We start from the raw sequence: 20,868 nt of genomic DNA, 5'->3' as shown, positions 1-20,868 counted from the left end.
CTCGCTGATTTTCTTCTTTCAAGGATGGACCCGTGCTGATCGCGTTCCTGATCTTCGTTGCGACCCTCATTTTCGTCATCTGGCAGCCGCGCGGCCTGGGCATCGGCTGGAGCGCCGCGGCCGGCGCACTGGCGGCCCTGCTTGCCGGCGTCATTCATGTGGCCGATATTCCCGTGGTCTGGAATATCGTGTGGAACGCCACCGGCGCCTTCGTCGCCGTCATCATCATCAGCCTGCTGCTGGACAAGGCCGGCTTCTTCGAATGGGCCGCGCTGCACGTGGCGCGCTGGGGAAAAGGCAACGGCAGGCGCCTGTTCGCGATGCTGGTCCTGCTCGGTGCGGCCGTCGCGGCGGTGTTCGCCAACGATGGCGCGGCCCTGATCCTCACCCCGATCGTGATCGCCATGCTGCGCGCGCTGCGCTTCAATGACCGTTCCACGCTGGCGTTCGTCATGGCGGCCGGCTTCATCGCCGACACGGCCAGCCTGCCCCTGGTGGTATCGAACCTGGTCAACATCGTCTCGGCCGATTATTTCGATATCGGCTTCGCCCGCTACGCCGCCGTCATGGTGCCGGTGAATTTCGTCTCCGTCGCCGCCACGCTCGGTGGGCTGTTGCTGTTCTTCCGGAAGGACATCCCCGGCAACTACGACCTGGCGCAACTGAAGCGCCCCGCCGACGCCATTCATGACCGCGCCACCTTCGTTACCGGCTGGTGGGTACTGGGCCTGCTGCTCGTCGGGTTCTTCTGGCTCGAGGCGCTGGGCGTGCCGATCAGTGCCGTCGCTGCCGCGGGCGCGGTCCTGCTGCTGCTCGTCGCCGGCCGTGGCCACCGCATCTCCACCCGCGCAGTGCTGCGCGGCGCGCCGTGGCAGGTCGTGATCTTCTCGCTCGGTATGTACCTCGTGGTGTACGGGCTGCGCAATGCCGGCCTGACCGATTATCTGACGGCGCTGCTGAACCGCTGTGCCGAACACGGCGTATGGGGCGCCGCGCTCGGCACCGGCTTCATTACCGCCATCCTGTCGTCGATCATGAACAATATGCCGACCGTGCTGATCGGGGCGTTGTCGATCGACGCGACAACCGCGCAAGGCGTGGTACGCGAGGCGATGGTGTACGCCAACGTGATCGGCAGCGACCTGGGGCCGAAGATCACGCCGATCGGCAGCCTTGCCACCTTGCTCTGGCTGCATGTGCTGGACAGCAAAGGCATCCACATTTCGTGGGGCTATTACTTCCGCGTGGGCGTCGTGCTCACCCTGCCCGTGCTGCTCGTTACCCTGGCCGCGCTGGCCATCCGTTTAGCTTGAGGAGACATCATGAGCGTCACCATTTATCACAATCCCGCCTGCGGCACGTCGCGCAATACGCTGGCCCTGATCCGCAATGCGGGCATCGAGCCGGTCGTGATCGAATACCTGCACAACCCACCCGATCGCGCGACGCTGGCCGGCCTGATCGCACGCGCCGGGCTGACTGTCCGCGAAGCGATCCGGCAAAAAGGCACGCCATATGCGGAGCTCGGCCTGGACAACCCGGCCGTCACCGACGACCAGCTGCTCGACGCCATGCTGGCCCATCCGATCCTGATCAACCGCCCGTTCGTCGTCACGCCGGCCGGTGCAAGGCTGTGCCGCCCATCCGAGCTGGTGCTCGACATCCTCACCGAACCGCAGCGGGGCGCGTTCACGAAGGAAGACGGCGAACCGGTCATCGACGAGAAAGGACAACGCATCCATCATGGATAAGATCGCGAACCTGCCCAATATCCAGCCGGAGCAGCTCGACATGCCGGCCGTGCACAAGCTTGCTCCGGTGGGCGACATGGATCACCCGCCGCGCTTCCTGCTGCTGTATGGCTCGCTGCGCGAGCGCTCGTTCAGCCGCTTCCTTACCGAAGAGGCGGCGCGCATCCTTGAACACTTCGGCGGCGACGTAAAAATCTTCGATCCGACCGAGCTGCCGATGGTCGGCAGCGTGCCCGAGGATCACCCGAAAGTGGTGGAGCTGCGCGAACTGTGCCTGTGGTCCGAGGGCCAGGTGTGGTGCAGCCCGGAGCGGCATGGCGCCATCACCGCCGTGATGAAAAACCAGATCGACTGGATCCCGCTGGAACAGGGCGCGCTGCGCCCCAGCCAGGGACGCACGCTGGCCGTGATGCAGGTGTGCGGCGGTTCGCAGTCGTTCAACGTGGTCAACATGCTGCGCCTGCTGGGGCGCTGGATGCGCATGTTCACGATTCCCAACCAGTCCTCGGTGCCGATGGCCTACAAGGAATTCGACGAGGCCGGCCGCATGCGGCCTTCGGCCTACTACGACCGCGTGGTCGACGTGATGGAAGAGCTGTTCAAGATCACGTTGCTGATGCGCGGGCGCACCGATTACCTGACGGACCGCTACAGCGAACGCAGCGAGCGGGCGCTGAAGGCAATCGACCGGCAGATCGCCAGGCTGTGACGGGGCGCGCTATTCCAGCACCTGCCGGAACCCGTCCCGGTTCGGCATCCTGATCGCTCCCAGCGACTTCGCATCGAGCACCGCGTCGGCCGCCACGATGCCGTTCAGGTGCAGCGTGTACGCCGTCACCGCATACACCTCGTCGGCCGTCAGCGATTGCGGCGCATCGAGTGGCATCGCGCGCCGGATATAGTCGAACAAGGTCGGCGCGTAAGGCCAGTAGCTGCCCACCGTGAGCACCGGCGCCTTGCTGGCCAGCGTGCCCTGCCCGCCGGCCAGCCGCGGCGCCGTGCCCTTCTCGCCGTTTTCGCCGTGGCACGCCAGGCAGCGCGCCTGGTAGATCGCCTGTCCCTGCCTCACCGATCCGCGCCCGGCCGGCAAGCCGGCGCCGTCGCCGCGTACGTCGATATCCCAGCCGCGGATTTGCGCGGCGGTGGGCGTCTGGCCCAGGCCCAGCCGTTGGGCGCCAGCCCCCGGGGCAAAGGCGAGCAGCGTGGCGGCGGTGGCGATCTGGGCCAGCTTACACGTGGACATTCGACACCTCGCCATTGGCCGCCACCTTCCAGCTCTGGATGGCGTTGTAGTGGTACACGGAGTTCTGGCCATCCTTGCCGATCAGCGCAAGGCGGGTCGGTTGCACGTTGCCCGCCTCGTCCACCGCGCGGCTTTGCAGGATCGCTTCCTGCCCCGACCATGTCCACGGCAGGCGAAAGCGCGTCAGCGCGCGGGATTGCACCGGCCCGTCCAGCGTCGCCACCTGCCACCGGCGCCCGCCATCGACCGAGACCTCGACCCGCGCGATGCGCCCGTGCCCGCTCCACGCCAGCCCGGTGATCTCGCGGAAGCCATGGCCATCGAGCACCTGTCGTGCCGACGGGGCGGTGATCACCGATTTCACGCCCATGTGGAACGTGAACTGGCGCGCGGTGCCATCGGGCATCAGATCCGTGTACTTGGCCGTTTCCTCGCGCGTGTGGAATGGCGCGTCGCCCACCTTCAGGCGGCGCAGCCACTTGATGCTCATATTGCCCTCGAAGCCGGGCAGCAGCAGGCGCAAGGGGTAGCCCTGCTCGGGGCGCAGCATCTCGCCGTTCTGGCCGTAGGCCAGCAGCGCGTCGTCGAGCGCCTTGGCGAGCGGGATGCTGCGCGTCATGGCCGCCGCGTCGGCGCCTTCCGCCAGGATCCACTTGGCCGACGGCTGCAGGCCCGCCTCGGCCAGCACGTCGGCCAGCCGCACGCCGGTCCATTCGGCGCCGCTCAGCAAGCCGTGGATGTCCTGCACGGTGCCTTTGCCCGGCGCCTTGAACTCGGCCATGCTGTTGCCCGAACACTCGATGAAATGGCTGCGCGAGACGGCGGGAAAGCGCAGCAGGTCCTTCATGCTCAGCAACAGCGGCCGCTCCACCAGCCCATGCAGCATCAGCCGGTGCTGCGCGGGGTCGATGGCCGGCACGCCGCCATGGTGGCGCTCGAAGAACAGGCCGTTCGGCGTCGTGCTGCCGAACAGGCTTTGCAGCGGCGTGCGGGTGGCCGTGGGAAAGGCGGCTGGCTGGTCGGGCAATTTGCGCCGCACCTCGTTCTCGAATGGCGATGGCAAGCCGTAGGGCGGGTTCAGGAAGCCGGCGCCCGGTTCGCGCATCCATTGCGGCACATGCGGTGGCAAATTCTGCGCCACATTCCCGGGCAGACCGTCCGGTGCGCTTGCCAGCGCCGCGCCAGGCAATGCCGCCGCGCCGCCGGCCGCGGCCAGCGAGGCTGCACCTCGGCGGATGAAGCTGCGCCGGCGTGGCGATGCCGGCGCTTCGGTTTTTTCTCGATCGATGCCCATCGTTTTCTCGTCAGCTATTGCATGGCTGGCAATTTACGCTGGCGGCAAAAGACCCGTCAACGAAACCGCTAGAACGGTTTCAGATAAGCTCATGCGGACACCGTTCTGCTTTAAGGGAGACTGCGCCTGCCCTATTCCAGCCGACGTATCCCGGCGGCCGGACGGCTATCCTTACATGTGGGGCGGCCGGCCATCCGCGCACGGCTGCCATGAACCGGGAAAACGACCCATGACCACATCGTCACTGAACAAGCAGACCGCGAACCTGGGCGTCGCCTGGGAAAACCTCTACGGCTACACCCAGGCCGTGAAAGTGAAGGACACGATCTACATCTCCGGCCAGCTGAGCCACGACCGGCAAGGCAATCTCGTCGCGCCGGCCCTGGTGGACGAGTACCGCAAGCCGCGCAATTTCGACATGATGGGCGAGCAGATGCGCCAGACCTATGTCAACGCGGTCGAGTTGCTGGCCCGCTTCGGCGCCACGCTCGACAACGTGGTCGAGGAAACACTGTATGTGCTCGACGTGGACGCCGCGTTCGCGGTGGCTGGCGAAGTGCGCAAGGCCGCGTACGGCAGTGCGCAACCCGCGGTCGCCAGCAATCTGATCGGCGTGTCCCGCCTGGCGTTCCCCGAACAGCTGATCGAGATCACGTTCCGCGCCATCGTGCCGGACTGACGCGCCGCGGACTGCGCCGGGCCGGTCTTTACGCGAACTTACGCGTCTTGACGCCATCTCGCACCCTGCGGCGGCAGAATCGGTGCTCCACAAAGGAGTAAACGATGAAGCGCTGGATACTGGGTGTCATGATCGGCTGGTGCGCGGCGAGCCTGCCGTGCCATGCGGAAGAACCGCTGACCTTGCCGAAGGAAGAGTTCGAGCAAATGCTCGACAGCTATCAGCTCGTGCTGAAGGATTACGTCGGCGAGGCCGACAAGAAGAAACTGTTCACGGAAGCAATCCGCGGCATGATGGCCTCGCTGGACCCGCACTCGCGCTACCTGGACAAGAGCGACCTGGAAGACCTGGAACGCATCAACTCGGGCAAGTATGTCGGCATCGGCGTCGGCGTGGACATGCAGAATGGCCAGATCCTGATCCGCGACGTCTTCGAAGGCGGCCCGGCCGACAAGGCCGGCATCCGCCGCGGCGATTCGATCGTGGCGATCGACGGCTCCCCGCTGTTCGGGCTGCGCGACAACCAGATCGCCAGCCGCATGCACGGCGAACCGGGCACCACGGTGGAACTGACCCTGGCCAAGCGCGGCAGCACGCCACTGCGCACGATCACGGTCACCCGCGCCACCATGCAGGAGCACACGGTCAGCGTGCAGCGCCTGGCCGGCAATATCGCGCGCATCCGCATCACGGAATTCGGCGGTGCCACCGGGGCCGAGCTGATCAAGGCATTGCGGGAACTGGACGGGCAGCGCCCCGTCGAAGGCATCGTGCTCGACCTGCGCAACAATCCGGGCGGCTTGCTGCCCTCGGCGGTTGCCGTGGCGGGCGCCTTCCTGCCGCAGGGCGCGGTGGTATTCACCACGACCGGCAAGGTCCCGGAGAGTAACGGCAAGGTCGTCGTGTCCCCGCGCTTCTACGGCAAGACGGGTTCCGAAGACGCCTATGAGCAGTTGCCGGCATTTGCCCAGACCGTGCCGCTGGCCGTGCTGGTGAACGGCTCGTCGGCTTCCGCGGCGGAACTGGTGGCCGGAGCCATCCAGGACCACGGGCGCGGCAAGGTCATCGGCGCCCGCACCTACGGCAAGGGGTCGATCCAGACCGTGTTCCCGCTGACCGACGATTCGGCCATCAAGCTGACGATCGCGCGCTACTACACACCCAACGGGCACGAAGTGCAGGCACAGGGCATCGAGCCGGACGTGCCGGTCGCGCCCACCGTGGCCAAGGGCGACGACGAAGCGCTGCTGTTCCGCGAAGCCGACATCGCGAACCACCTCCCCGCGACCACGGGCGAACCGCAGGCCAGCACAACACAGCGGCCGCACGCGGAAGACAGCAAGACGTTCGGCTCGGCGAACGACCGCGCGTTGCAGGCGGCGCTGGCGCAGTTGAACCCCGCCCTGCCGCCGGGCCAGGCCCTGGGCTCGGTATGGCGCGGCATCTCCGCCATGTTCAAGCCGGGCAGCTGACTGGCATTCGCAGGGTGCATGAAAGCACCTTCTATTGCACCGCTTGCGCAGCGTCGTTGGCTTTCGTGCCGGAACGGCGGGCTGGGGGAATCTTGTGCGTCCGGCTTCATGCAACTTCCGCGCGCAGAACGATCCAAGCTCAATCCAGGCTGGTCCCTTGCTCACCTGGCAGCGCGAAGATCGCCTGCAGGTCCTCGGCGCCCAGCACCGGCGCCAGGCCGCCTTCGGCATCGAGCAGCGCACTGGCCAGTTCGCCCTTGCGGCGCTGCATGTCCTGGATCTTCTCCTCCAGCGTACCGCGCGCGATCAGCTTGTAGACGAATACCGGCTGCTCCTGGCCGATGCGCCAGGCGCGGTCGGTGGCCTGGTTCTCGCTAGCGGGGTTCCACCATGGGTCGTAGTGGATCACCGTGTCGGCCGCAGTGAGGTTCAGGCCCACGCCGCCCGCTTTCAGGCTGATCAGGAAGACCGCCGCGCTGCCTTGCTGGAAGGCGGCAATCGCGCCGGCACGGTCTTCCGTCTCGCCCGTCAATACCGCGAAGTCGACGTCGCGGGCCTGCAGTGCGTCGGCGATCAGCGCCAGCATGCTGGTGAACTGCGAAAACACCAGCACCTTGCGCCCTTCGCTCAGCAGCGTATCGAGCAGCTCCAGCAGCGCATCGAGCTTCGCCGATCCGGCCGTGGCGGCGCTTTTCTTCAACAGGCGCGGATCGCAGCATACCTGGCGAAGCTTGAGCAGCGCATCGAGGATGACGATCTGGCTGCGCGCCAGCCCCTTGCGGTCGATCTCGTTGCGCACCTTGCGGTCCATCGCCACGCGCACGGTTTCGTACAGGTCGCGCTGCGCGCCGCCCAGTTCCACGGGGAGCATGATTTCCGTCTTCGGCGGCAGTTCGGTGGCCACCTTGTCCTTGGTCCGCCGCAGCATGAACGGTTTCACGCGCCGCGCCAGCAGGTCCTTGCGCAAGTGGTCGCCACCCAACTCGATCGGTTTGCGGAAGACCGCGTTGAAGGCTTTCTCGTCGCCCAGCAAGCCCGGCATCAGGAAATGGAATTGCGACCACAGTTCGCCAAGGTGATTCTGCACCGGCGTGCCGGTCAGGCACAGGCGATGGCGTGCGTCGAGCAGGCAGGCGACCTGGGCGGCGCGCGAGCGGCTGTTCTTGATGTACTGCGCTTCGTCGAGGATCAACAGGTGGAAGCGGTGCCGGCGCAGCGCCAGTTCGTCGCGGCCCAGCAGCGGGTAGGTGGTGAGGACCAGGTCAGCCTGGGCGACGCCGTCGAACAGCGCCGCCCGGTCCTTGCCGTGCAGGAGCAGCACGCGCAAGCCGGGCGCGAAGCGCGCAGCCTCGGCCCGCCAATTGTCCATCAGGCTGGTCGGAGCAACCACCAGCGCCGGCGCGTCGAGCCGGCCCGCTTCCTTTTCGGCCAGCACATGGGCCAGCGTCTGGATGGTCTTGCCGAGCCCCATGTCGTCGGCGAGGATGCCGCCGAAGCCGTACTCGCGCAGGAACTGCATCCAGGCCAGGCCGTCGCGCTGGTAGCAGCGCAGCGTGGCGCGCAGGCCAGCCGGCGCCGCTACCGGCAGTACGCCGCCGAAACCCTCGAGCTTGCGGCCCAGTTCGCGCAGCCGCTCGCCGCCTATCCAGCGCAGTTGCGCGGCCCGTTCCAGTTCCGCCAGGCGTGCCGCATCCGTTGCCGGCAGGCGCAGCGTGTCGCCCAGGCGCTCGGTGAAATACAGCTCGCCCAGCGTCAGCAGGATGGGCTTGATGCGGCCCCACGGCAGGGCAACCCGCTTGCCGTCGGGCAGGGTGACGATGGACGCGGCGTCGTCGTCGTGCGCCGCCAGCGAGGCGGCATCGAAGTGGCCCGGCGTCGAGCGGATCATCTGCACCAGCAGCGGCAGCAGCGCATGGCGCCGGCCATCGATGACGAAGCCCAGTTCCAGCGCGAACCAGGCGTTGACGCCCTCGCCCTCCTCGTCCAGCTCGGCGTACCAGTCTTCCGGGTCGTGGAAGTCGTACAGGAAGCCGGGCTCCATGACGACTCGCCAGCCCATGGCGCGCAGGCGTGGCACTTCGTGGCGCACGAATGCCATCCAGTGCCTGGGGGAGGCCAGCTGCAGGGGATCGGGCGGCACGCCGCCAAAGCCCAGTGAGGCCAGCAAACCCGCTGCCGCCTCTTCGGCAGCGCGGTTGCGCTCGATGAGTTCGATTGCCGCGCCATGCATCCGGCGCAGCTGCGGCGGGCTCGCTGCCGTTGCCGTCTCCCCGTCGTAGTCGAACGACAAGGCAGCATAATGCAACAGTTCGTCCAGGCCGGCGCCGTAGGCGCTCTCGAGCAGCAGGCAAGGCAGCGGCAGGATGTCGCTGCGCTGGCGCGTTTCCAGTGCCCGCGGCAGCGGCAATACGCGGTCGAGCCCCCGCGCCGCCAGCCGCGCGGACAAGCCGGCGACGTGCGCCGGCGCCAGCCGCGGCGCCTTCGCCACCATCGCCAGCAATTGCCTGGGCCGCATCGCGGCGAGCGGCTCCGGCAGCGCCAGGCGACCGAGACGGCCATCCTCCAGGTACAGCACCGGCTCCGTGGGCAGTACGTGGCCGACGGGGCCGCCATCCGGAGACCGCCAGCCCAGCTGCAGCAGTTCGCCGTCTTCCGCGCTCTGCCAGTCCAGTATCGCGTCGCGCCGCGGCCCGGCACTCACCGCGACGATGGTGGCGCGTTTCAGGCCGGACGTGCTGGGCGCGTAAAACAGCCGGCCCTGTGCGCACAGCAATTCCAGCAGGCGGGCACCGATCGTCCCGGTGAGACGGTTGTCGCCGTAGTACAAATTGCCATTCCGCAAGGCCGCCACCAGCCGGAGCGGTTCCTCGTCCTCGGGGCGGACCCAGTCGGGCGGCATGATGAGCAGGCCGCTCAGGTCGCTTTGGATCGTGGCGGAAGCCAGGCCACCATCCTTGTGCGGGCGCGTCTTGCACAGGTGCAGGCGCAGCGTGCCCTCTCGGCGGTCCGGCACCAGCAGGAAGCCGAGTCGGTGCACAGGGCCGGCTCGGCTTCCTGCTGGCGCCGGGCTGTCGGTCCCCAGCGCCAGCGCAAATTCGCCAAGCCAATTCTCGGCCCCCGCCGGCAGCGCGGGCTCTGGCGCGATTGCCGTGCCCGATGGCTCGTCGAGACTGGCCAGCAGCACGGCCACGACGTGCTTGCAGTTGTAATCCATCGGACAACTGCATTCGCCTTCCACTCGCACGCCGCCACGCGCGGTGGGCGACAGGTAGATGGTCTGCTCGTAGACATTGCGGCCGCTGCCTTCCACTTCGCCGAACAGGCAATCATCATCCCGCGTGATACTGAGCACCTTGCGCCGCCGCGCATAATCCGCGCCGCGCGCATAGGTGCCGACATCGAACTGAGCGGTAATATCGTCGAGGGTGAAGTGCATGGTGGGTGCTGAGCGAGACAGGACATGCATTATCGCCGAGGTTACGCCATCGGTACCTGGCATGCCCCAAGCGATGTAACGGAACAAAAAAGGCCGGCAATTGCCGGCCTTTCGCATGCCTGTTCACGGGGCGATCAGGTCCCGATGCGCCCGCCGTCGTTCTTCGTGATGACGATCGTCGCCGAACGCGGGCGCCGGCCCGGGCCGTAGCCGGCATTGCTCGGCCACTTGCTCGTGTACTTGTCCGGGTTGGCGATATCGGCCAGCGCGGTGTTTTCACCGGGGTGCTGGATGTTGACGAACAGCGCCTTGCCGTCCGGCGTTTCCGTGATGCCCGTGATTTCCGCGCCCACCGGGCCGACCAGGAAGCGCTTGAGCGTGTCGGCGCTGGCCTTCTTGCCCACGTAGGTGTCCACGGCCAGCTTGCTGCCGTCGGCCTTGTCGTAGGTCAGCGTGGTTTTCGCGCCGTCGCCCACCTGGCCCGGCAGGGCGGCCAGCATCATGTTGTTCGTCACGTCCGTGTAGGCGCCGTCGTCGGTCTGGATCCAGCAGATGCCGGTGCTCTTCAGGAATGCCAGGCCGTCCGGGCTGGAGAAGTCCTGGTCGGCGGTCAGCGAGGAGAGGTTGATCTTCGTCGCATCCGCGCCGCTCTCGGCACCGAACAGGTACACGTCCCACTGGAAGGTGGTGGCCGCGCCAGCGCCCGCGCCTTCCTTGAAGCGGATAATGTGGCCGTTCGGGTTGCCGTTCTGCGCGCTGGTACCCTTCATGTCCGTGTAGGCGCGCGGGTTGCCCGAGTCCGGGGCCAGCTGCGACGAGCCGCTCGGATTCACGCTGCGGTTCGAGTTGTTCGTCAGCGTGTAGTAGATCTCGCCGTTGGCCGGGTTCACCGAGCACCATTCCGGGCGGTCCATCTTGGTCGCACCCACGGCGTCCGCTGCCAGGCGGGCATTGACCAGCACGTCCGCCTGGTCGGCGAACTTGTAGGCGGCATAGGCGGCGATCTGCGCATTGTTGATCGACAGTTCGATCCACTGGCCGGTGCCGTCCGCATTCAGCTTGGCCACGTACAGCTTGCCCACGTCCAGGTACTTGTCGCCCGTGGCGATGCGGTCGGCCGGGGTCGCGTCCGCGGCACTCCAGACGGCGTTCGACACGAACTTGTAGATGTATTCGTTGCGCGAGTCGTCACCCATGTACACGGCCACCGGCTGGCCGGCGGTGACCAGGCCGAAGGCGGCGCTCTCGTGGGCGAAGCGGCCCAGGGCGCTGCGCTTCTTGGCGACCTTGGTCTTGTCGTACGGGTCCACTTCGATGATGTAGCCCTGGCCGTTCATCTCGTTGCGGTAGTCGGCGCTGGCCGAAGCGCCCTTCACGCTGATGTCCCAGCGCTGGTACTTGTCTTCCGTGCCGCCGGTTTCCCAGCCGTGGCGCGATGCGGAACCCTGCGTGCGGCCGTAGCGGCGCAGCGAGGCCACGCTCTTGTCGTTGCCGCGCGCGGCGTCGTCGGTGGCCGAGCGGAAGAAGTAGCCGGACCAGTTTTCTTCGCCGGACAGGTAGGTGCCCCACGGCGTGCGGCCGTTGCCGCAGTTGTTCAGGGTGCCGCGGGTGCGCGTGCCGTCCGGCGAGAACTTGGTAACCAGCAGCGCATTGCCACGCGCCGGGCCGCCGATTTCCACTTCGGTCAGCGGCGTGATGCGGCGGTTGAACGTGGAATCGGTGACGGTGGCCCAGGTGGTGCCGGTTTTCTTCACTTCGACCACGCTGATGCCGTGCACGGCCACTTCCTTGTCCACTTCGCCGGCCGGGCGCGGCAGCGAGGTGGTGCCGCCGTTGGCGTGCAGGAAGTGCGAGGACAGTTTTTCATCGGTGGTCGCCTCGTGGTTCACGGCGAGCACGCCGCGGTCCGAGGCCGTCGTCGACGGCGTGCCGGTGGCGGACAGCGCGAAGAATTCCATGCCGTCGTGGTGGTCGCCGGCGCGGTTGTCGAAATCGGTGTCGGTGCCGTCGTTCTTGTAGGCGGCCGTCGCGGCGCGCAGCGGGTCGCCCAGCGCGTAGATCACGGTGGCGGTGTAGCCGGCCGGGACCAGGACGGAATCGGCCAGGCTCTTCGGCACGGCCGTGAAGGCCAGCAGCTTTTCCGCCGGCGCCGGTGCCGGTGGCGTCGGATTCGTGGTCGGAGGCGGCGTCACCGGATCGTCGTCGGAACCGCCGCAGCCGGACAGGCCCAGGCCGCCCAGCACGGCGGTGGCCGCCGTCGCGAAGCCGCCGCGCAGCATGTTGCGACGGGACAGGCGTGCGCTCAGCACGGCATTGAAATGGTTCGGCGCATTGCTGCTGTCGAGGTCGTCCGCCGCGGTGGGCGTGAGCGTCAAGTCGTTCGGCTTGTTCATTGCTGGGTCCTATGCCTGGTGGGGTTACAAAACGCCCCGGATTCTAGTAGTCATAAATGACAGCTTGATGACCAGACAATGACTCGCCGAATCTTTTGTTATGTTTGATTAAGCATGACCCATGGCCGGGTCAGCGTGCACCGGCGTCCACGCCTGCACCACGCTGCACGACGGAGACGCGGGCGAACCGGATGCTCTCCAGCGTCCCGATCCGGCTTTTCAACGGCCACCAGTCATAGAGGAAGATCTGCACGGGCCGCCACATGGCCACCCAGCCGATGATCGTCAGGCTTTCCCGCGCCACCTTCGCGGCGTGCCCGGGAAACGCGTTCAGCAGCAGCTCGCCCGCGGTGAGGCAGGCGGCCACGAACACGAGACCGATCACGAGGCTTGCTCTCCCCTGCCTGAGCAACTGGGCCAGTTCGCCGCGCGCCAGCTCGATCTTGTAGCCGTAGTGATTGTGGACCGCATCGGCCAGCAGTTCGCCCGCCTCCCGCGGCTCGACCGGTTCCTCGACGTGGATCACGAGGTGCAGGCGGCTGTCGGCGGGCAGTGGCAGTGCCCAGTTCTCGATATAGACCTCGCAGGAGCGATCCAGGTCGCGGTTGAGGAAGGGCGTCGGGTCGAGGGAATTGAACAGTTGCGACAGTTCGCGCACGCGCAATTCCAGGGTATGGGTGGGAGGCTGGGCGGTATGCATGGGATCAGCGTAGCAAAAATCACCGGAACGTGGCGGTCTTCGCAACGCGTAGCGATCATGTCGATGAGGCCTTCCTTCACGCGGCATTGCCGGTTCTGCATTTCCCCTCTACAGTCGGGGTTTTCAGCCCGATCGCGCCATGCCCCTGTCCTTCTCGGAAATCGATCCCGCGCAAGCCCCATTGGACCTGCTGCTGCTGGCGGACCCCAGCGAAACGAAAGTGCGCTCCTACCTCGCCAGTTCGCGATGCTTCGCGGCATTCGACGGCGGTGCGATCGTTGCCGCCTGCGCCGTGCAGGCGCGCGGCGGCGGCACTCATGAACTCATGAGCATCGCAGTGCGCCCCGGCAGCCAGAAGTCGGGCATCGGCACGGCTTTGCTGGAATGGGTCGTCGGCTTCCACGAAAAGGCTGGCGCGGCGCGGCTGGAGGTCGGCACCGGATCTTTTGGCTACCAGCTGGCGTTCTACCAGCGCCAGGGCTTCCGGGTCACCGCGATCGACAGGGACTTCTTCACCACGAATTACCCCGAGCCGATCTTCGAGCAGGGCATCCGGCTCCTCGACATGCTGAGGCTTACGCGCGAATTCGGCTCGCCCCATCCGTCATGAAGTCGAGTTGCACCGAGCCGACAAGCGCTTGCAGCGCCTCCCTGGCCGCAGCGCCGGCGCAAAGTCATGGAGCGAGTGCCGCGCGCATGAACGATCGACTGGCCCTTCTCGACGAAGGCGTGAGCCGCTGTGGCGGGCCCTTCTCGCCGACCGTGGGGAACAGGGTGGTGGCGCCGGCGTAAAGAAACCGCTGCCAGGCCGAAAAACAGTACTGCTTGTCTGAACATGTGCCGCTCCTTGCATGTGTTGGAGCGCGCATTGTCGGCCCGGCTACCTGTCCAAAGACTGACAGCATGTTCTTCATGTTCCTGGCTGCACGTACGGCACTCTGGCGAAGATGCGCCGCTCGGCCCCCCGCGGATCGTCCTCCATGCGTGGCGGCACGTCGAAGATCATGGTCTGCCGCCGCGCCATGTCGTACGGCTCCCAGTGCGGCAGCAGCCGGTTGTCCGGATTGCCGGTGCGGGCAAAGGCGATGAACGCCTCGCTCATCATGTCGGCCATCGGCTGCGCCTGCGGGCCGATCGCGGTGGCGCCCGGCTTGGCGATATTGTCGAACACGAGCTGGATGTCGGAGGCGTGCGGCGCGCCGAACTTGCCGCCATCCTTTGGCGTGGCCCAGTCGAGCTGGTAGACGAAGGCGGGGCTGCCGGCTTTCGCCCGCTCTTCCGCCTCGATGATGGCGCCGCGCCAGGAGCGCGAGGCGGTAGTGATCTTGAACAGCAGGTCGCTGGCCGACAGTCCCGGATAGAGCTTGCGGTAGGCGGCGATCACGGCCTCGGGCTGGATGTCGACGCGCATGTTCGGCACGAGCTTGCCGGGCAGCTGGTCCCATGCGAGGTTGAAATTGGCCGGGTCGCCGCCGAGGAAGGCGCGCGTTTCATCGTGCGTGTTACCGATCATCATCGGAATGCGGGCCGACTGGGGCGGCGCGTCCGGATAGAACGGGTGGCGCGGCAGGTTGCGCTCGTCCAGCACGGGTGCGAACGACACGCCGCCGAACGGCAGCACCGGGTCGCGCGTGCCCAGCACCTCGACGATCCGTTGATAGGGCAGCGTGCGGATGTCGTCCACGCGGTTCGGCGCCAGCTTCAGCGCATCCAGCACCGCCTGCGCGCGCAACGCGGCGTTGAGCGGGCCGCTGGCCGTCACCTGCTGCCCGCTCATCGTGGCGGCGCGGTGGAACAGGCCGGCCGCCGCGGGCGTTGCCATGAGCGTGGCGATCTTGGCGCCGCCACCGGATTGTCCGAACACGGTCACGTTGTCGGGATCGCCGCCGAACGCGCCGATGTTGTCGCGCACCCAGCGCAGCGCGAGGACGAGGTCGAGCTGGCCGGCGTTGCCGGAATCGGCATAGTGTTCTCCGCCGTGGCGCGCCAGGTACAGGTAGCCGAACGCATTCAGGCGGTGGTTGACGGTCACCACCACCACGTCGCCTCGCCGGCACAGCCGCACGCCGTCGTACAGCGGGCTGGAACCGGAACCGTTGTTGTAGGCGCCCCCGTGGATGTAGAACATGACCGGGCGGCGCGCGCCATCGGCGAGGCCGGGCGTGTACACGTTCAGGAACAGGCAATCCTCGCTCGTCGCGTCTTCCCGGGAAGACTGCGGCGAGGCCGCGCCGTGTTCGAGCGCGTCCCGGATGCCGCCCCAGGGTTGCGGCGGCAGCGGCGCCATGAAGCGGCGCGGCGCCGTATCCGCGCCATAGCGCACGCCCTTGAAGACGTTGATGCTGTTGTCGCGGTAGCCGCGCACCCGGCCGTGCCGCGTGGTGGCGACCGGCGAGTCTCCCGCCGCCTGGGCTTGCAGGCCAGAGAGGCCTGAAAGGGTGGCGGTGGCGGCGAACGATTGCTTCAGGAAGGCGCGGCGTGGCGATACGAACATGGCGGCGGTCGGCGAAGTGGATTCGCCCGCCAGCTTAGCCCAACAGCGATCGGCGTGGCACCGCCGGTGCCTTCAAAAGTAAAAAACGCCACGCGAGGTGGCGGTTTTCATGGCAATCAGAAGATCAGGTAGATCAGCACCAGCACCACGGCCGGCACGCCCAGCAGCCAAGCAATCAGATACTTGCCCATGATTGTTCTCCTCGATGTGGTTACGATATGGCTCCATGGTGCCAGGCCGCGGCGGGCGCGTCGGTACGCTACAGCACGGTACGCGACCTTTATTCGGCCAGCGTATAAAGATCGGCAAAACGATTCGTTCTTATTTTTCAGGCATGTCTTTAATCTGGAGCACACCAGAATTCGCCAGGAAGCAGGAACGATGCCGATGAATCCAGTCCATTCCATGCCGCGACCCCGTCACCGGGCGATTTCTGGCCGTTCGATGCGATGTAACCGCACCCGAATGTAACGCCCTACTTCCACCGTATCCGTGCCCCGCCACCGCGTCGTGGCGCCCGCATGCCATCCCACCCGATGGCGAGGGCCGGCTCATGCCCACACCCGGGCGGCAAGCCATACGCCTGGCGCATCCAGCCGTGATCGCATTCCTAATTTTTATCGCTCGACAGAGGAGAATCCATGAGCATCAAGGCAATCAACGTCCGTAACCAGTTCCGCGGCAAGGTGAAGGAAATCATCGACGGCCCGGTCGTGTCGGAAGTCGATATCGAAACCCCGGCCGGCATCGTCACGTCGGTGATCACCACCCGCTCCGTGCGCGACCTGGGCCTGGCGCCCGGCGTGGAAGTGGTGGCTCTCGTGAAGGCCACCGAAGTCTCGGTCGCCAAGCTGTAAGGCGCGGCCGGCCCGGTGCCGGTCACGGTACCACGACCTTTCATTGCGAGGCACTGTGAACAAGGTACTGACTTTTCCCGATTCGTTCGGGATGGCGCTGTCGATCCGCGCCAAGGCGCTGCTATTCCACGACCCCCGTTCCCTTGCATTGCTCGAGCAGGTGGAAAGAGTGGCGCGCAGCGACGCCACCGTGCTGGTGATCGGCGAGACCGGCACGGGCAAGGAGCTCGTCGCGCGCCATATCCATGCGCAAAGCGAGCGTGCCGGCCCTTTCATCGCCGTCAACTGCGGCGCCTTCAGCGAATCGCTGATCGACGCGGAACTGTTCGGCCATGAGGCGGGCGCTTTTACGGGGGCAAGCCAGGCCCGCGCCGGCTGGTTCGAGGCCGCCAACGGCGGCACGCTGTTCCTCGACGAGATCGGCGACCTGTCGCCCGCGCTGCAAGTGAAGCTGTTGCGCGTGCTGCAGGAGCGGCAGGTGGTGCGCCTGGGCTCGCGCCGCGCGATCCCGCTCGACGTGCGGCTGGTGGCCGCCACCAACGTGGACCTGCACAAGGCGATCGCCGCGGACCGCTTCCGTTCGGACCTGTATTACCGGCTCAGCGTGGCCACCGTCAACCTGCCGCCGCTGTACGAGCGGCCCGGCGACATCCTGCCGCTGGCGCGCCACTTCATCGGCCTGTACGGCGCGAAGATGAAGCTCGATGGCGTGGCGCTGGAAGCCGATGCGGAAAGCGCGCTGCTGGCCTACGACTGGCCCGGCAATATTCGCGAGCTGGAAAACGTGATCCACTATGCCTTGATCGTGTGCCGCCAGCAGCGCATCCTCGCCGAGGACCTGCGTATCGGCGGTCGGGTCCCGGCAGGGCGCCCACCCGCGGTCGCCACCGTGCCGGTCGCCCCGGCTCATCACGACAGCGGTGCGCGGGCGGTGTCGGGGCTGGAGCAGCTGGACGCGCTGCTGAACGATCTCGTCGAGGCGGGCGAGCCGGCACTGTTCGATACCGTCGAGGAGCGGCTGATCCGCGTGGCCTTCGACGCCTGCGAGCAGAACCAGGTGCAGACGGCAAAGGCATTGGGCATCAGCCGCAACGTGCTGCGCACGCACCTCAAGCGTTTCGGCCTGATCGGCGGCGACCCGGCCGATGCGCGCATCGAATCGCGCGACTTCCACGGCGTGCGCGCCGCCATGTAAGGCTCCGGCGCGAGCGCGCCGGATATTCCCCGTTCTTCACCGCGCTGTTGCCCCGCTGTTCGCCAGCCAGCACCCGCTGTGCGGCATCCAACAGTTTTCAAGCCTCTTGCCGCTGTTTTCCCCGTATTCGGCATGGCACGAATGCTGCAATCAGGACGGTAGCTCCGCCCCGACCACACCATCATTGGAGAACCACAGTGAACGACCGTCTCGACCGCATCAAGGCTTCCCCGTCCGTCGCCGTCAAGCAGAAGCTCGACTTCCCCGTCATCGATACCGATGTCCATACCAACGACTACACGCCCGACCTCGAGGACTACGTGGCCAACTACGGCGGCGTGAAGCTCGTCGACGCCTTGCGCAAGGCTTCGGCCTCGCGCATCGGCCGCGGCTTCATCGGCAACGGCAAGAACTGGTACGAGCAGACGCCGGAAGAGCGCCAGTACTACCGCACGATCCGTGCGCCATGGTGGGCACGGGTGACGAAGAACACGCTGGACGTGGCGACGTACCACCTGCCGGAGCTGCTGTACGAACGCCAGGAAGAGCAAGGTTCGGACTATTCGATCCTGTTCCCGAACAATGTGCTGGCACCGCTGGGCGTGCGCGACAAGGATGACCGCACGGCGCTGCAGCGCGCCGTCAACCACTACCACGCCGACCTGTATCGCAAGTACAGCGACCGCCTCACGCCGGTGGCCGGCATCGCGCTGCACACGCCGGAAGAAGGCATCGCCGAGCTGGAATTCGCGATCAAGACGCTGGGCCTGAAGGCCATCAACATCGCCGGCAGCGTGCGCCGCCCCATCCGCGCGCTGGCCGACAAGTACCCGGCCGACCAGCACCCGGAACTGCAGAAGTACATCTCCTACCAGGACTTCTACGGTATCGACAGCGAATACGACTACGACCCGTTCTGGGCCAGGGCCGTGGAACTGGGCGTGCCGATCCTCACGCACTATGGCAGCCAGGGCTGGACGGGCCGCAGCTCGATCAGCAACTACATGAACAACCACATCGGCCACTTCGCCGACGGTTCCGAGGCGTTCGCCAAGGCGCTGTTCTTCGGCGGCGTCACGAAGCGCTTCCCGCAATTGCGCGTCGGCCTGCTCGAGGGCGGCGCCGACTGGGGCGCCCGCGTGTTCACGCACCTCGTCGACCGCTGGGAAAAACGCAGCCTGGAAGGCTTGAAGAACTACGACCCGGCCGCCACCGACCGCGCGCTGCTGACGGACCTGTTCCGCCGCTACGGCGCCGACCTGACCAAGGGGCGTTCCATCGATGGCGAAGACCTGATTCGCGACACCCTCGGCGCGCACTACACGCACGGCTCGCGCCAGCCGCAGGGCGATGAACTCGACGACTTCGCCAAGGCCGGCATCGAGAAGGTGGAAGACATCAAGGCGCGCTGGGTCGACAACTTCTTCTTCGGCTCCGAATCCGACGACCGCACGATCGCCACCGCCTTCAACGACAAGTCCAACCCGCTGGGCACGAAGATCAACGCGATCTACTCGTCCGACGTGGGCCACTGGGACGTGCCCGACCTCACCGACGCCCTGGCCGAAGCCTACGGCCTCGTCGAAGAAGGCGTGATCAGCGAAGCGGACTTCAAGGCGTATGTGTTCACCAACCCGTACAAGCTGTACACGGAAGCGAATCCCGACTTCTTCAAGGGGACGGTGGTGGAAGCGAAGCTGAAGGCGAGTCCCCAACGCTAACAAGGGCTGAGCTCGTGTCTCGTGGGGTCAGACCCCAGTGACACAAGCTCTACAGGTCCTTGATCGTGCCCGCGCCCTCCATAGGTAATGGGCATGAGCGAGTATCGAGTTCATTTAAGGCTGTGCTCGTGTCTCGTGGGGTCTGACCCCACGAGACACGAGCACAGCCGCATCATCATCACGGAGAAATTTCATGTCCCAACGCAAGATGCGTCTCGGCGCCTTCATCATGGCCACCGGCCATCACATCGCCGCGTGGCGTCATCCCGGTTCGCAGGTCGATTCCGGCGTCAATATCGACCATTACATCGCCGTGGCCAAGACCGCCGAGCGGGGATTGTTCGACCAGGTGTTCGTGGCGGACAGCCCCGGCGTGGCCTACCGCGGCAATGACAACGAGGCGTTCAGCCGCCAGGGCCGCGTGTCCTATTTCGAGCCCGTCACGCTGTGGTCGGCCCTGTCGGTCGTCACCAAACACATCGGCTTCGTCGCCACCGCGTCGACCACGTACGAGGATCCCTTCCTGCTGGCGCGCAAGTTCGCGTCGCTGGACCACATCAGCAAGGGCCGCGCGGCGTGGAATGTCGTCACCACGGGCGCCGATTCCGTCTACGGCAACTTCGGCCTTGATGCGCACCCGGACCCGGAGGTGCGCTACGAGAAGGCCCACGAATTCCTCGATGTCGTGAAGGGCCTGTGGGACAGTTTCGAGGACGACGCCTTCCAGCGCGACCCGGAGAGCGGGGTCTACTTCGATCCCGGCAAGCTGCACGCGTTGAACCACCACGGCAAGTACCTGAAGGTGGCCGGCCCGCTGAACCTGGAGCGCTCGCCGCAGGGGCAGCCGGTGATCGTGCAGGCGGGTTCCTCGGAGCCGGGCCGCGAGCTGGCGGCCGCCACGGCCGAGGCGATCTTCACGGCCTGGACGAGCCTCGAGGAAGCGCAGGCGTTCTACAGCGACGTGAAGGGCCGCCTGGCGAAGTACGGCCGCCGCCCGGACCAGCTGCTGATCCTGCCCGGTATCTCGCCTGTCATCGGCCGCACGCAGGAAGAGGCGGAGGCAAAATGGGCCGAGCTGCAAAGCCTCATTCACCCATCCGTCGGCCTCGACACCATCGCGCGCTTCTGGCCGGGCGAGGACCTCACCAAGTGGGACCTCGACGCGCCGCCGCCCTACTACCCCACGCCGCCCTCCGGCAAGAACAGCCGCCACCACGTGGTGATCGAGCTGGCGCGCCGCGAGAAGTTCACCGTGCGCCAGCTGTACGAATACCTGGCCGGCGCGCGCGGCCATTGGGTGGTGGTGGGCACGCCGCAGAAGATCGCCGATGAAATGCAGAAGTGGTTCGAGAACGGTGCGGCGGACGGCTTCAACGTGATGCCGCCCGTGCTGCCGCAATCGCTGGACGAGTTCGTCGACCTGGTGATCCCCGAGCTGCAAAAGCGCGGCCTGTTCCGCACCGAGTACGAAGGCACCACGCTGCGCGAGAACCTGGGCCTGGACAAGCCCGTGAACCGCTTCTCCATCAAGGCCGCGAAAGCCGCCTGACCGCATGCGAGGCCGACGCTGTTGGCTTCGCAGCAGCTCCACCCGCATCTGTTTGGCAAGTGCTGGCGAATCGACAGCGAATCG

At 66.5% G+C, this 20,868-nt stretch carries 17 protein-coding genes; 10 read left to right on the top strand and 7 right to left on the bottom strand.

Annotation, left to right across the window (positions count from 1 at the left end; all coding sequences use genetic code 11):
- The first annotated feature begins 32 nt into the window (after nucleotides 1-32).
- Genes V6Z91_RS08030 through arsH form a run of 3 tightly spaced genes read left to right on the top strand, consistent with a single transcriptional unit; the run spans nucleotide 33 to nucleotide 2,460 of the window.
- Complete coding sequence (locus tag V6Z91_RS08030; RefSeq protein ID WP_338768919.1) at nucleotides 33-1,313, top strand: arsenic transporter; 1,281 nt, start codon at nucleotides 33-35, stop codon at nucleotides 1,311-1,313.
- A 9-nt stretch (nucleotides 1,314-1,322) separates the two neighbouring features.
- Nucleotides 1,323-1,751: an arsenate reductase (glutaredoxin) gene (gene arsC, locus V6Z91_RS08025; protein ID WP_338768916.1), complete on the top strand. Its 429-nt coding sequence runs from the start codon at nucleotides 1,323-1,325 to the stop codon at nucleotides 1,749-1,751.
- The gene (gene arsH / locus V6Z91_RS08020) at nucleotides 1,744-2,460 is read left to right on the top strand and encodes an arsenical resistance protein ArsH (protein WP_338768913.1); all 717 of its coding nucleotides are present in this window, start codon (nucleotides 1,744-1,746) and stop codon (nucleotides 2,458-2,460) included. The genes arsC and arsH overlap by 8 nt, the downstream gene beginning before the upstream one ends.
- A 9-nt stretch (nucleotides 2,461-2,469) precedes the next feature.
- On the opposite strand, the gene V6Z91_RS08015 is transcribed toward arsH, so the two are convergent.
- Nucleotides 2,470-2,994, bottom strand: coding sequence for a cytochrome c (locus V6Z91_RS08015; RefSeq protein WP_338768911.1), 525 nt, complete (start codon nucleotides 2,992-2,994; stop codon nucleotides 2,470-2,472).
- Nucleotides 2,981-4,288: a sulfite dehydrogenase gene (gene soxC, locus V6Z91_RS08010; protein WP_338768908.1), complete on the bottom strand. Its 1,308-nt coding sequence runs from the start codon at nucleotides 4,286-4,288 to the stop codon at nucleotides 2,981-2,983. Before soxC ends, V6Z91_RS08015 begins: the two co-directional genes overlap by 14 nt.
- A gap of 229 nt (nucleotides 4,289-4,517) precedes the next feature.
- On the opposite strand from soxC, the gene V6Z91_RS08005 reads away from it, so the two are divergent.
- Both V6Z91_RS08005 and V6Z91_RS08000 read left to right on the top strand, forming a co-directional pair.
- A complete protein-coding gene (locus V6Z91_RS08005) occupies nucleotides 4,518-4,967 on the top strand; it encodes a Rid family hydrolase (RefSeq protein WP_338768906.1) in 450 nt (149 codons plus the stop codon).
- A 104-nt stretch (nucleotides 4,968-5,071) separates the two neighbouring features.
- Nucleotides 5,072-6,439: a S41 family peptidase gene (locus tag V6Z91_RS08000; protein ID WP_338768903.1), complete on the top strand. Its 1,368-nt coding sequence runs from the start codon at nucleotides 5,072-5,074 to the stop codon at nucleotides 6,437-6,439.
- 139 nt (nucleotides 6,440-6,578) lie between these two features.
- On the opposite strand, the gene V6Z91_RS07995 is transcribed toward V6Z91_RS08000, so the two are convergent.
- The 3 genes from V6Z91_RS07995 to V6Z91_RS07985 form a co-directional block, all read right to left on the bottom strand.
- Nucleotides 6,579-9,875 carry a DEAD/DEAH box helicase gene (locus V6Z91_RS07995; RefSeq protein WP_338768901.1) on the bottom strand — a complete coding sequence of 1,099 codons (3,297 nt, stop codon included), beginning with the start codon at nucleotides 9,873-9,875 and terminating at the stop codon, nucleotides 6,579-6,581.
- A gap of 134 nt (nucleotides 9,876-10,009) precedes the next feature.
- Nucleotides 10,010-12,268 carry a PhoX family phosphatase gene (locus V6Z91_RS07990; protein WP_338768899.1) on the bottom strand — a complete coding sequence of 753 codons (2,259 nt, stop codon included), beginning with the start codon at nucleotides 12,266-12,268 and terminating at the stop codon, nucleotides 10,010-10,012.
- 130 nt (nucleotides 12,269-12,398) lie between these two features.
- Nucleotides 12,399-12,968 (bottom strand): hypothetical protein, encoded by a 570-nt coding sequence (locus V6Z91_RS07985; protein ID WP_338768896.1) that lies wholly within the window; start codon nucleotides 12,966-12,968, stop codon nucleotides 12,399-12,401.
- Between the two features lie 139 nt (nucleotides 12,969-13,107).
- Here V6Z91_RS07985 and V6Z91_RS07980 point away from each other — a divergent pair, with 139 nt between their 5' ends.
- On the top strand, nucleotides 13,108-13,578 hold the full coding sequence (locus tag V6Z91_RS07980) for a GNAT family N-acetyltransferase (protein ID WP_338768893.1): 471 nt from the start codon (nucleotides 13,108-13,110) through the stop codon (nucleotides 13,576-13,578).
- A 300-nt stretch (nucleotides 13,579-13,878) separates the two neighbouring features.
- Here V6Z91_RS07980 and V6Z91_RS07975 read toward each other — a convergent pair whose 3' ends face one another.
- Both V6Z91_RS07975 and V6Z91_RS07970 read right to left on the bottom strand, forming a co-directional pair.
- Nucleotides 13,879-15,462, bottom strand: a complete 1,584-nt coding sequence (locus tag V6Z91_RS07975) for a carboxylesterase/lipase family protein (RefSeq protein ID WP_338768891.1) — start codon at nucleotides 15,460-15,462, stop codon at nucleotides 13,879-13,881.
- A gap of 116 nt (nucleotides 15,463-15,578) precedes the next feature.
- On the bottom strand, nucleotides 15,579-15,869 hold the full coding sequence (locus V6Z91_RS07970; RefSeq protein WP_338768889.1) for a hypothetical protein: 291 nt from the start codon (nucleotides 15,867-15,869) through the stop codon (nucleotides 15,579-15,581).
- 234 nt (nucleotides 15,870-16,103) lie between these two features.
- Here V6Z91_RS07970 and V6Z91_RS07965 point away from each other — a divergent pair, with 234 nt between their 5' ends.
- The 4 genes from V6Z91_RS07965 (at nucleotide 16,104) to V6Z91_RS07950 (ending at nucleotide 20,784) form a co-directional block, all read left to right on the top strand.
- Complete coding sequence (locus tag V6Z91_RS07965; RefSeq protein WP_338768887.1) at nucleotides 16,104-16,319, top strand: TOBE domain-containing protein; 216 nt, start codon at nucleotides 16,104-16,106, stop codon at nucleotides 16,317-16,319.
- A 55-nt stretch (nucleotides 16,320-16,374) separates the two neighbouring features.
- Nucleotides 16,375-17,514, top strand: coding sequence for a sigma-54 dependent transcriptional regulator (locus V6Z91_RS07960; RefSeq protein WP_338768885.1), 1,140 nt, complete (start codon nucleotides 16,375-16,377; stop codon nucleotides 17,512-17,514).
- A gap of 197 nt (nucleotides 17,515-17,711) precedes the next feature.
- On the top strand, nucleotides 17,712-19,235 hold the full coding sequence (locus V6Z91_RS07955) for an amidohydrolase family protein (RefSeq protein WP_338768882.1): 1,524 nt from the start codon (nucleotides 17,712-17,714) through the stop codon (nucleotides 19,233-19,235).
- Between the two features lie 193 nt (nucleotides 19,236-19,428).
- Nucleotides 19,429-20,784, top strand: coding sequence for an LLM class flavin-dependent oxidoreductase (locus V6Z91_RS07950; RefSeq protein ID WP_338768879.1), 1,356 nt, complete (start codon nucleotides 19,429-19,431; stop codon nucleotides 20,782-20,784).
- Nucleotides 20,785-20,868 lie beyond the last annotated feature (84 nt).

The organism is Massilia sp. METH4 (assembly GCF_037094685.1).
In the GTDB taxonomy this organism is placed as follows: domain Bacteria; phylum Pseudomonadota; class Gammaproteobacteria; order Burkholderiales; family Burkholderiaceae_D; genus Rugamonas.
This window is presented reverse-complemented; position numbering and strand designations above follow the sequence as displayed.

Excerpts from the sequence above, each read along its gene's own strand:
- arsC (WP_338768916.1), top strand. The coding sequence starts at position 1,323 with ATGAGCGTCACCATTTATCACAATCCCGCCTGCGGCACGTCGCGCAAT.
- arsH (WP_338768913.1), top strand. The coding sequence starts at position 1,744 with ATGGATAAGATCGCGAACCTGCCCAATATCCAGCCGGAGCAGCTCGAC.
- V6Z91_RS08015 (WP_338768911.1), bottom strand. The coding sequence starts at position 2,994 with ATGTCCACGTGTAAGCTGGCCCAGATCGCCACCGCCGCCACGCTGCTC.
- soxC (WP_338768908.1), bottom strand. The coding sequence starts at position 4,288 with ATGGGCATCGATCGAGAAAAAACCGAAGCGCCGGCATCGCCACGCCGG.
- V6Z91_RS08005 (WP_338768906.1), top strand. The coding sequence starts at position 4,518 with ATGACCACATCGTCACTGAACAAGCAGACCGCGAACCTGGGCGTCGCC.
- V6Z91_RS08000 (WP_338768903.1), top strand. The coding sequence starts at position 5,072 with ATGAAGCGCTGGATACTGGGTGTCATGATCGGCTGGTGCGCGGCGAGC.
- V6Z91_RS07995 (WP_338768901.1), bottom strand. The coding sequence starts at position 9,875 with ATGCACTTCACCCTCGACGATATTACCGCTCAGTTCGATGTCGGCACC.
- V6Z91_RS07990 (WP_338768899.1), bottom strand. The coding sequence starts at position 12,268 with ATGAACAAGCCGAACGACTTGACGCTCACGCCCACCGCGGCGGACGAC.
- V6Z91_RS07985 (WP_338768896.1), bottom strand. The coding sequence starts at position 12,968 with ATGCATACCGCCCAGCCTCCCACCCATACCCTGGAATTGCGCGTGCGC.
- V6Z91_RS07980 (WP_338768893.1), top strand. The coding sequence starts at position 13,108 with ATGCCCCTGTCCTTCTCGGAAATCGATCCCGCGCAAGCCCCATTGGAC.
- V6Z91_RS07975 (WP_338768891.1), bottom strand. The coding sequence starts at position 15,462 with ATGTTCGTATCGCCACGCCGCGCCTTCCTGAAGCAATCGTTCGCCGCC.
- V6Z91_RS07970 (WP_338768889.1), bottom strand. The coding sequence starts at position 15,869 with ATGGAATGGACTGGATTCATCGGCATCGTTCCTGCTTCCTGGCGAATT.
- V6Z91_RS07965 (WP_338768887.1), top strand. The coding sequence starts at position 16,104 with ATGAGCATCAAGGCAATCAACGTCCGTAACCAGTTCCGCGGCAAGGTG.
- V6Z91_RS07950 (WP_338768879.1), top strand. The coding sequence starts at position 19,429 with ATGTCCCAACGCAAGATGCGTCTCGGCGCCTTCATCATGGCCACCGGC.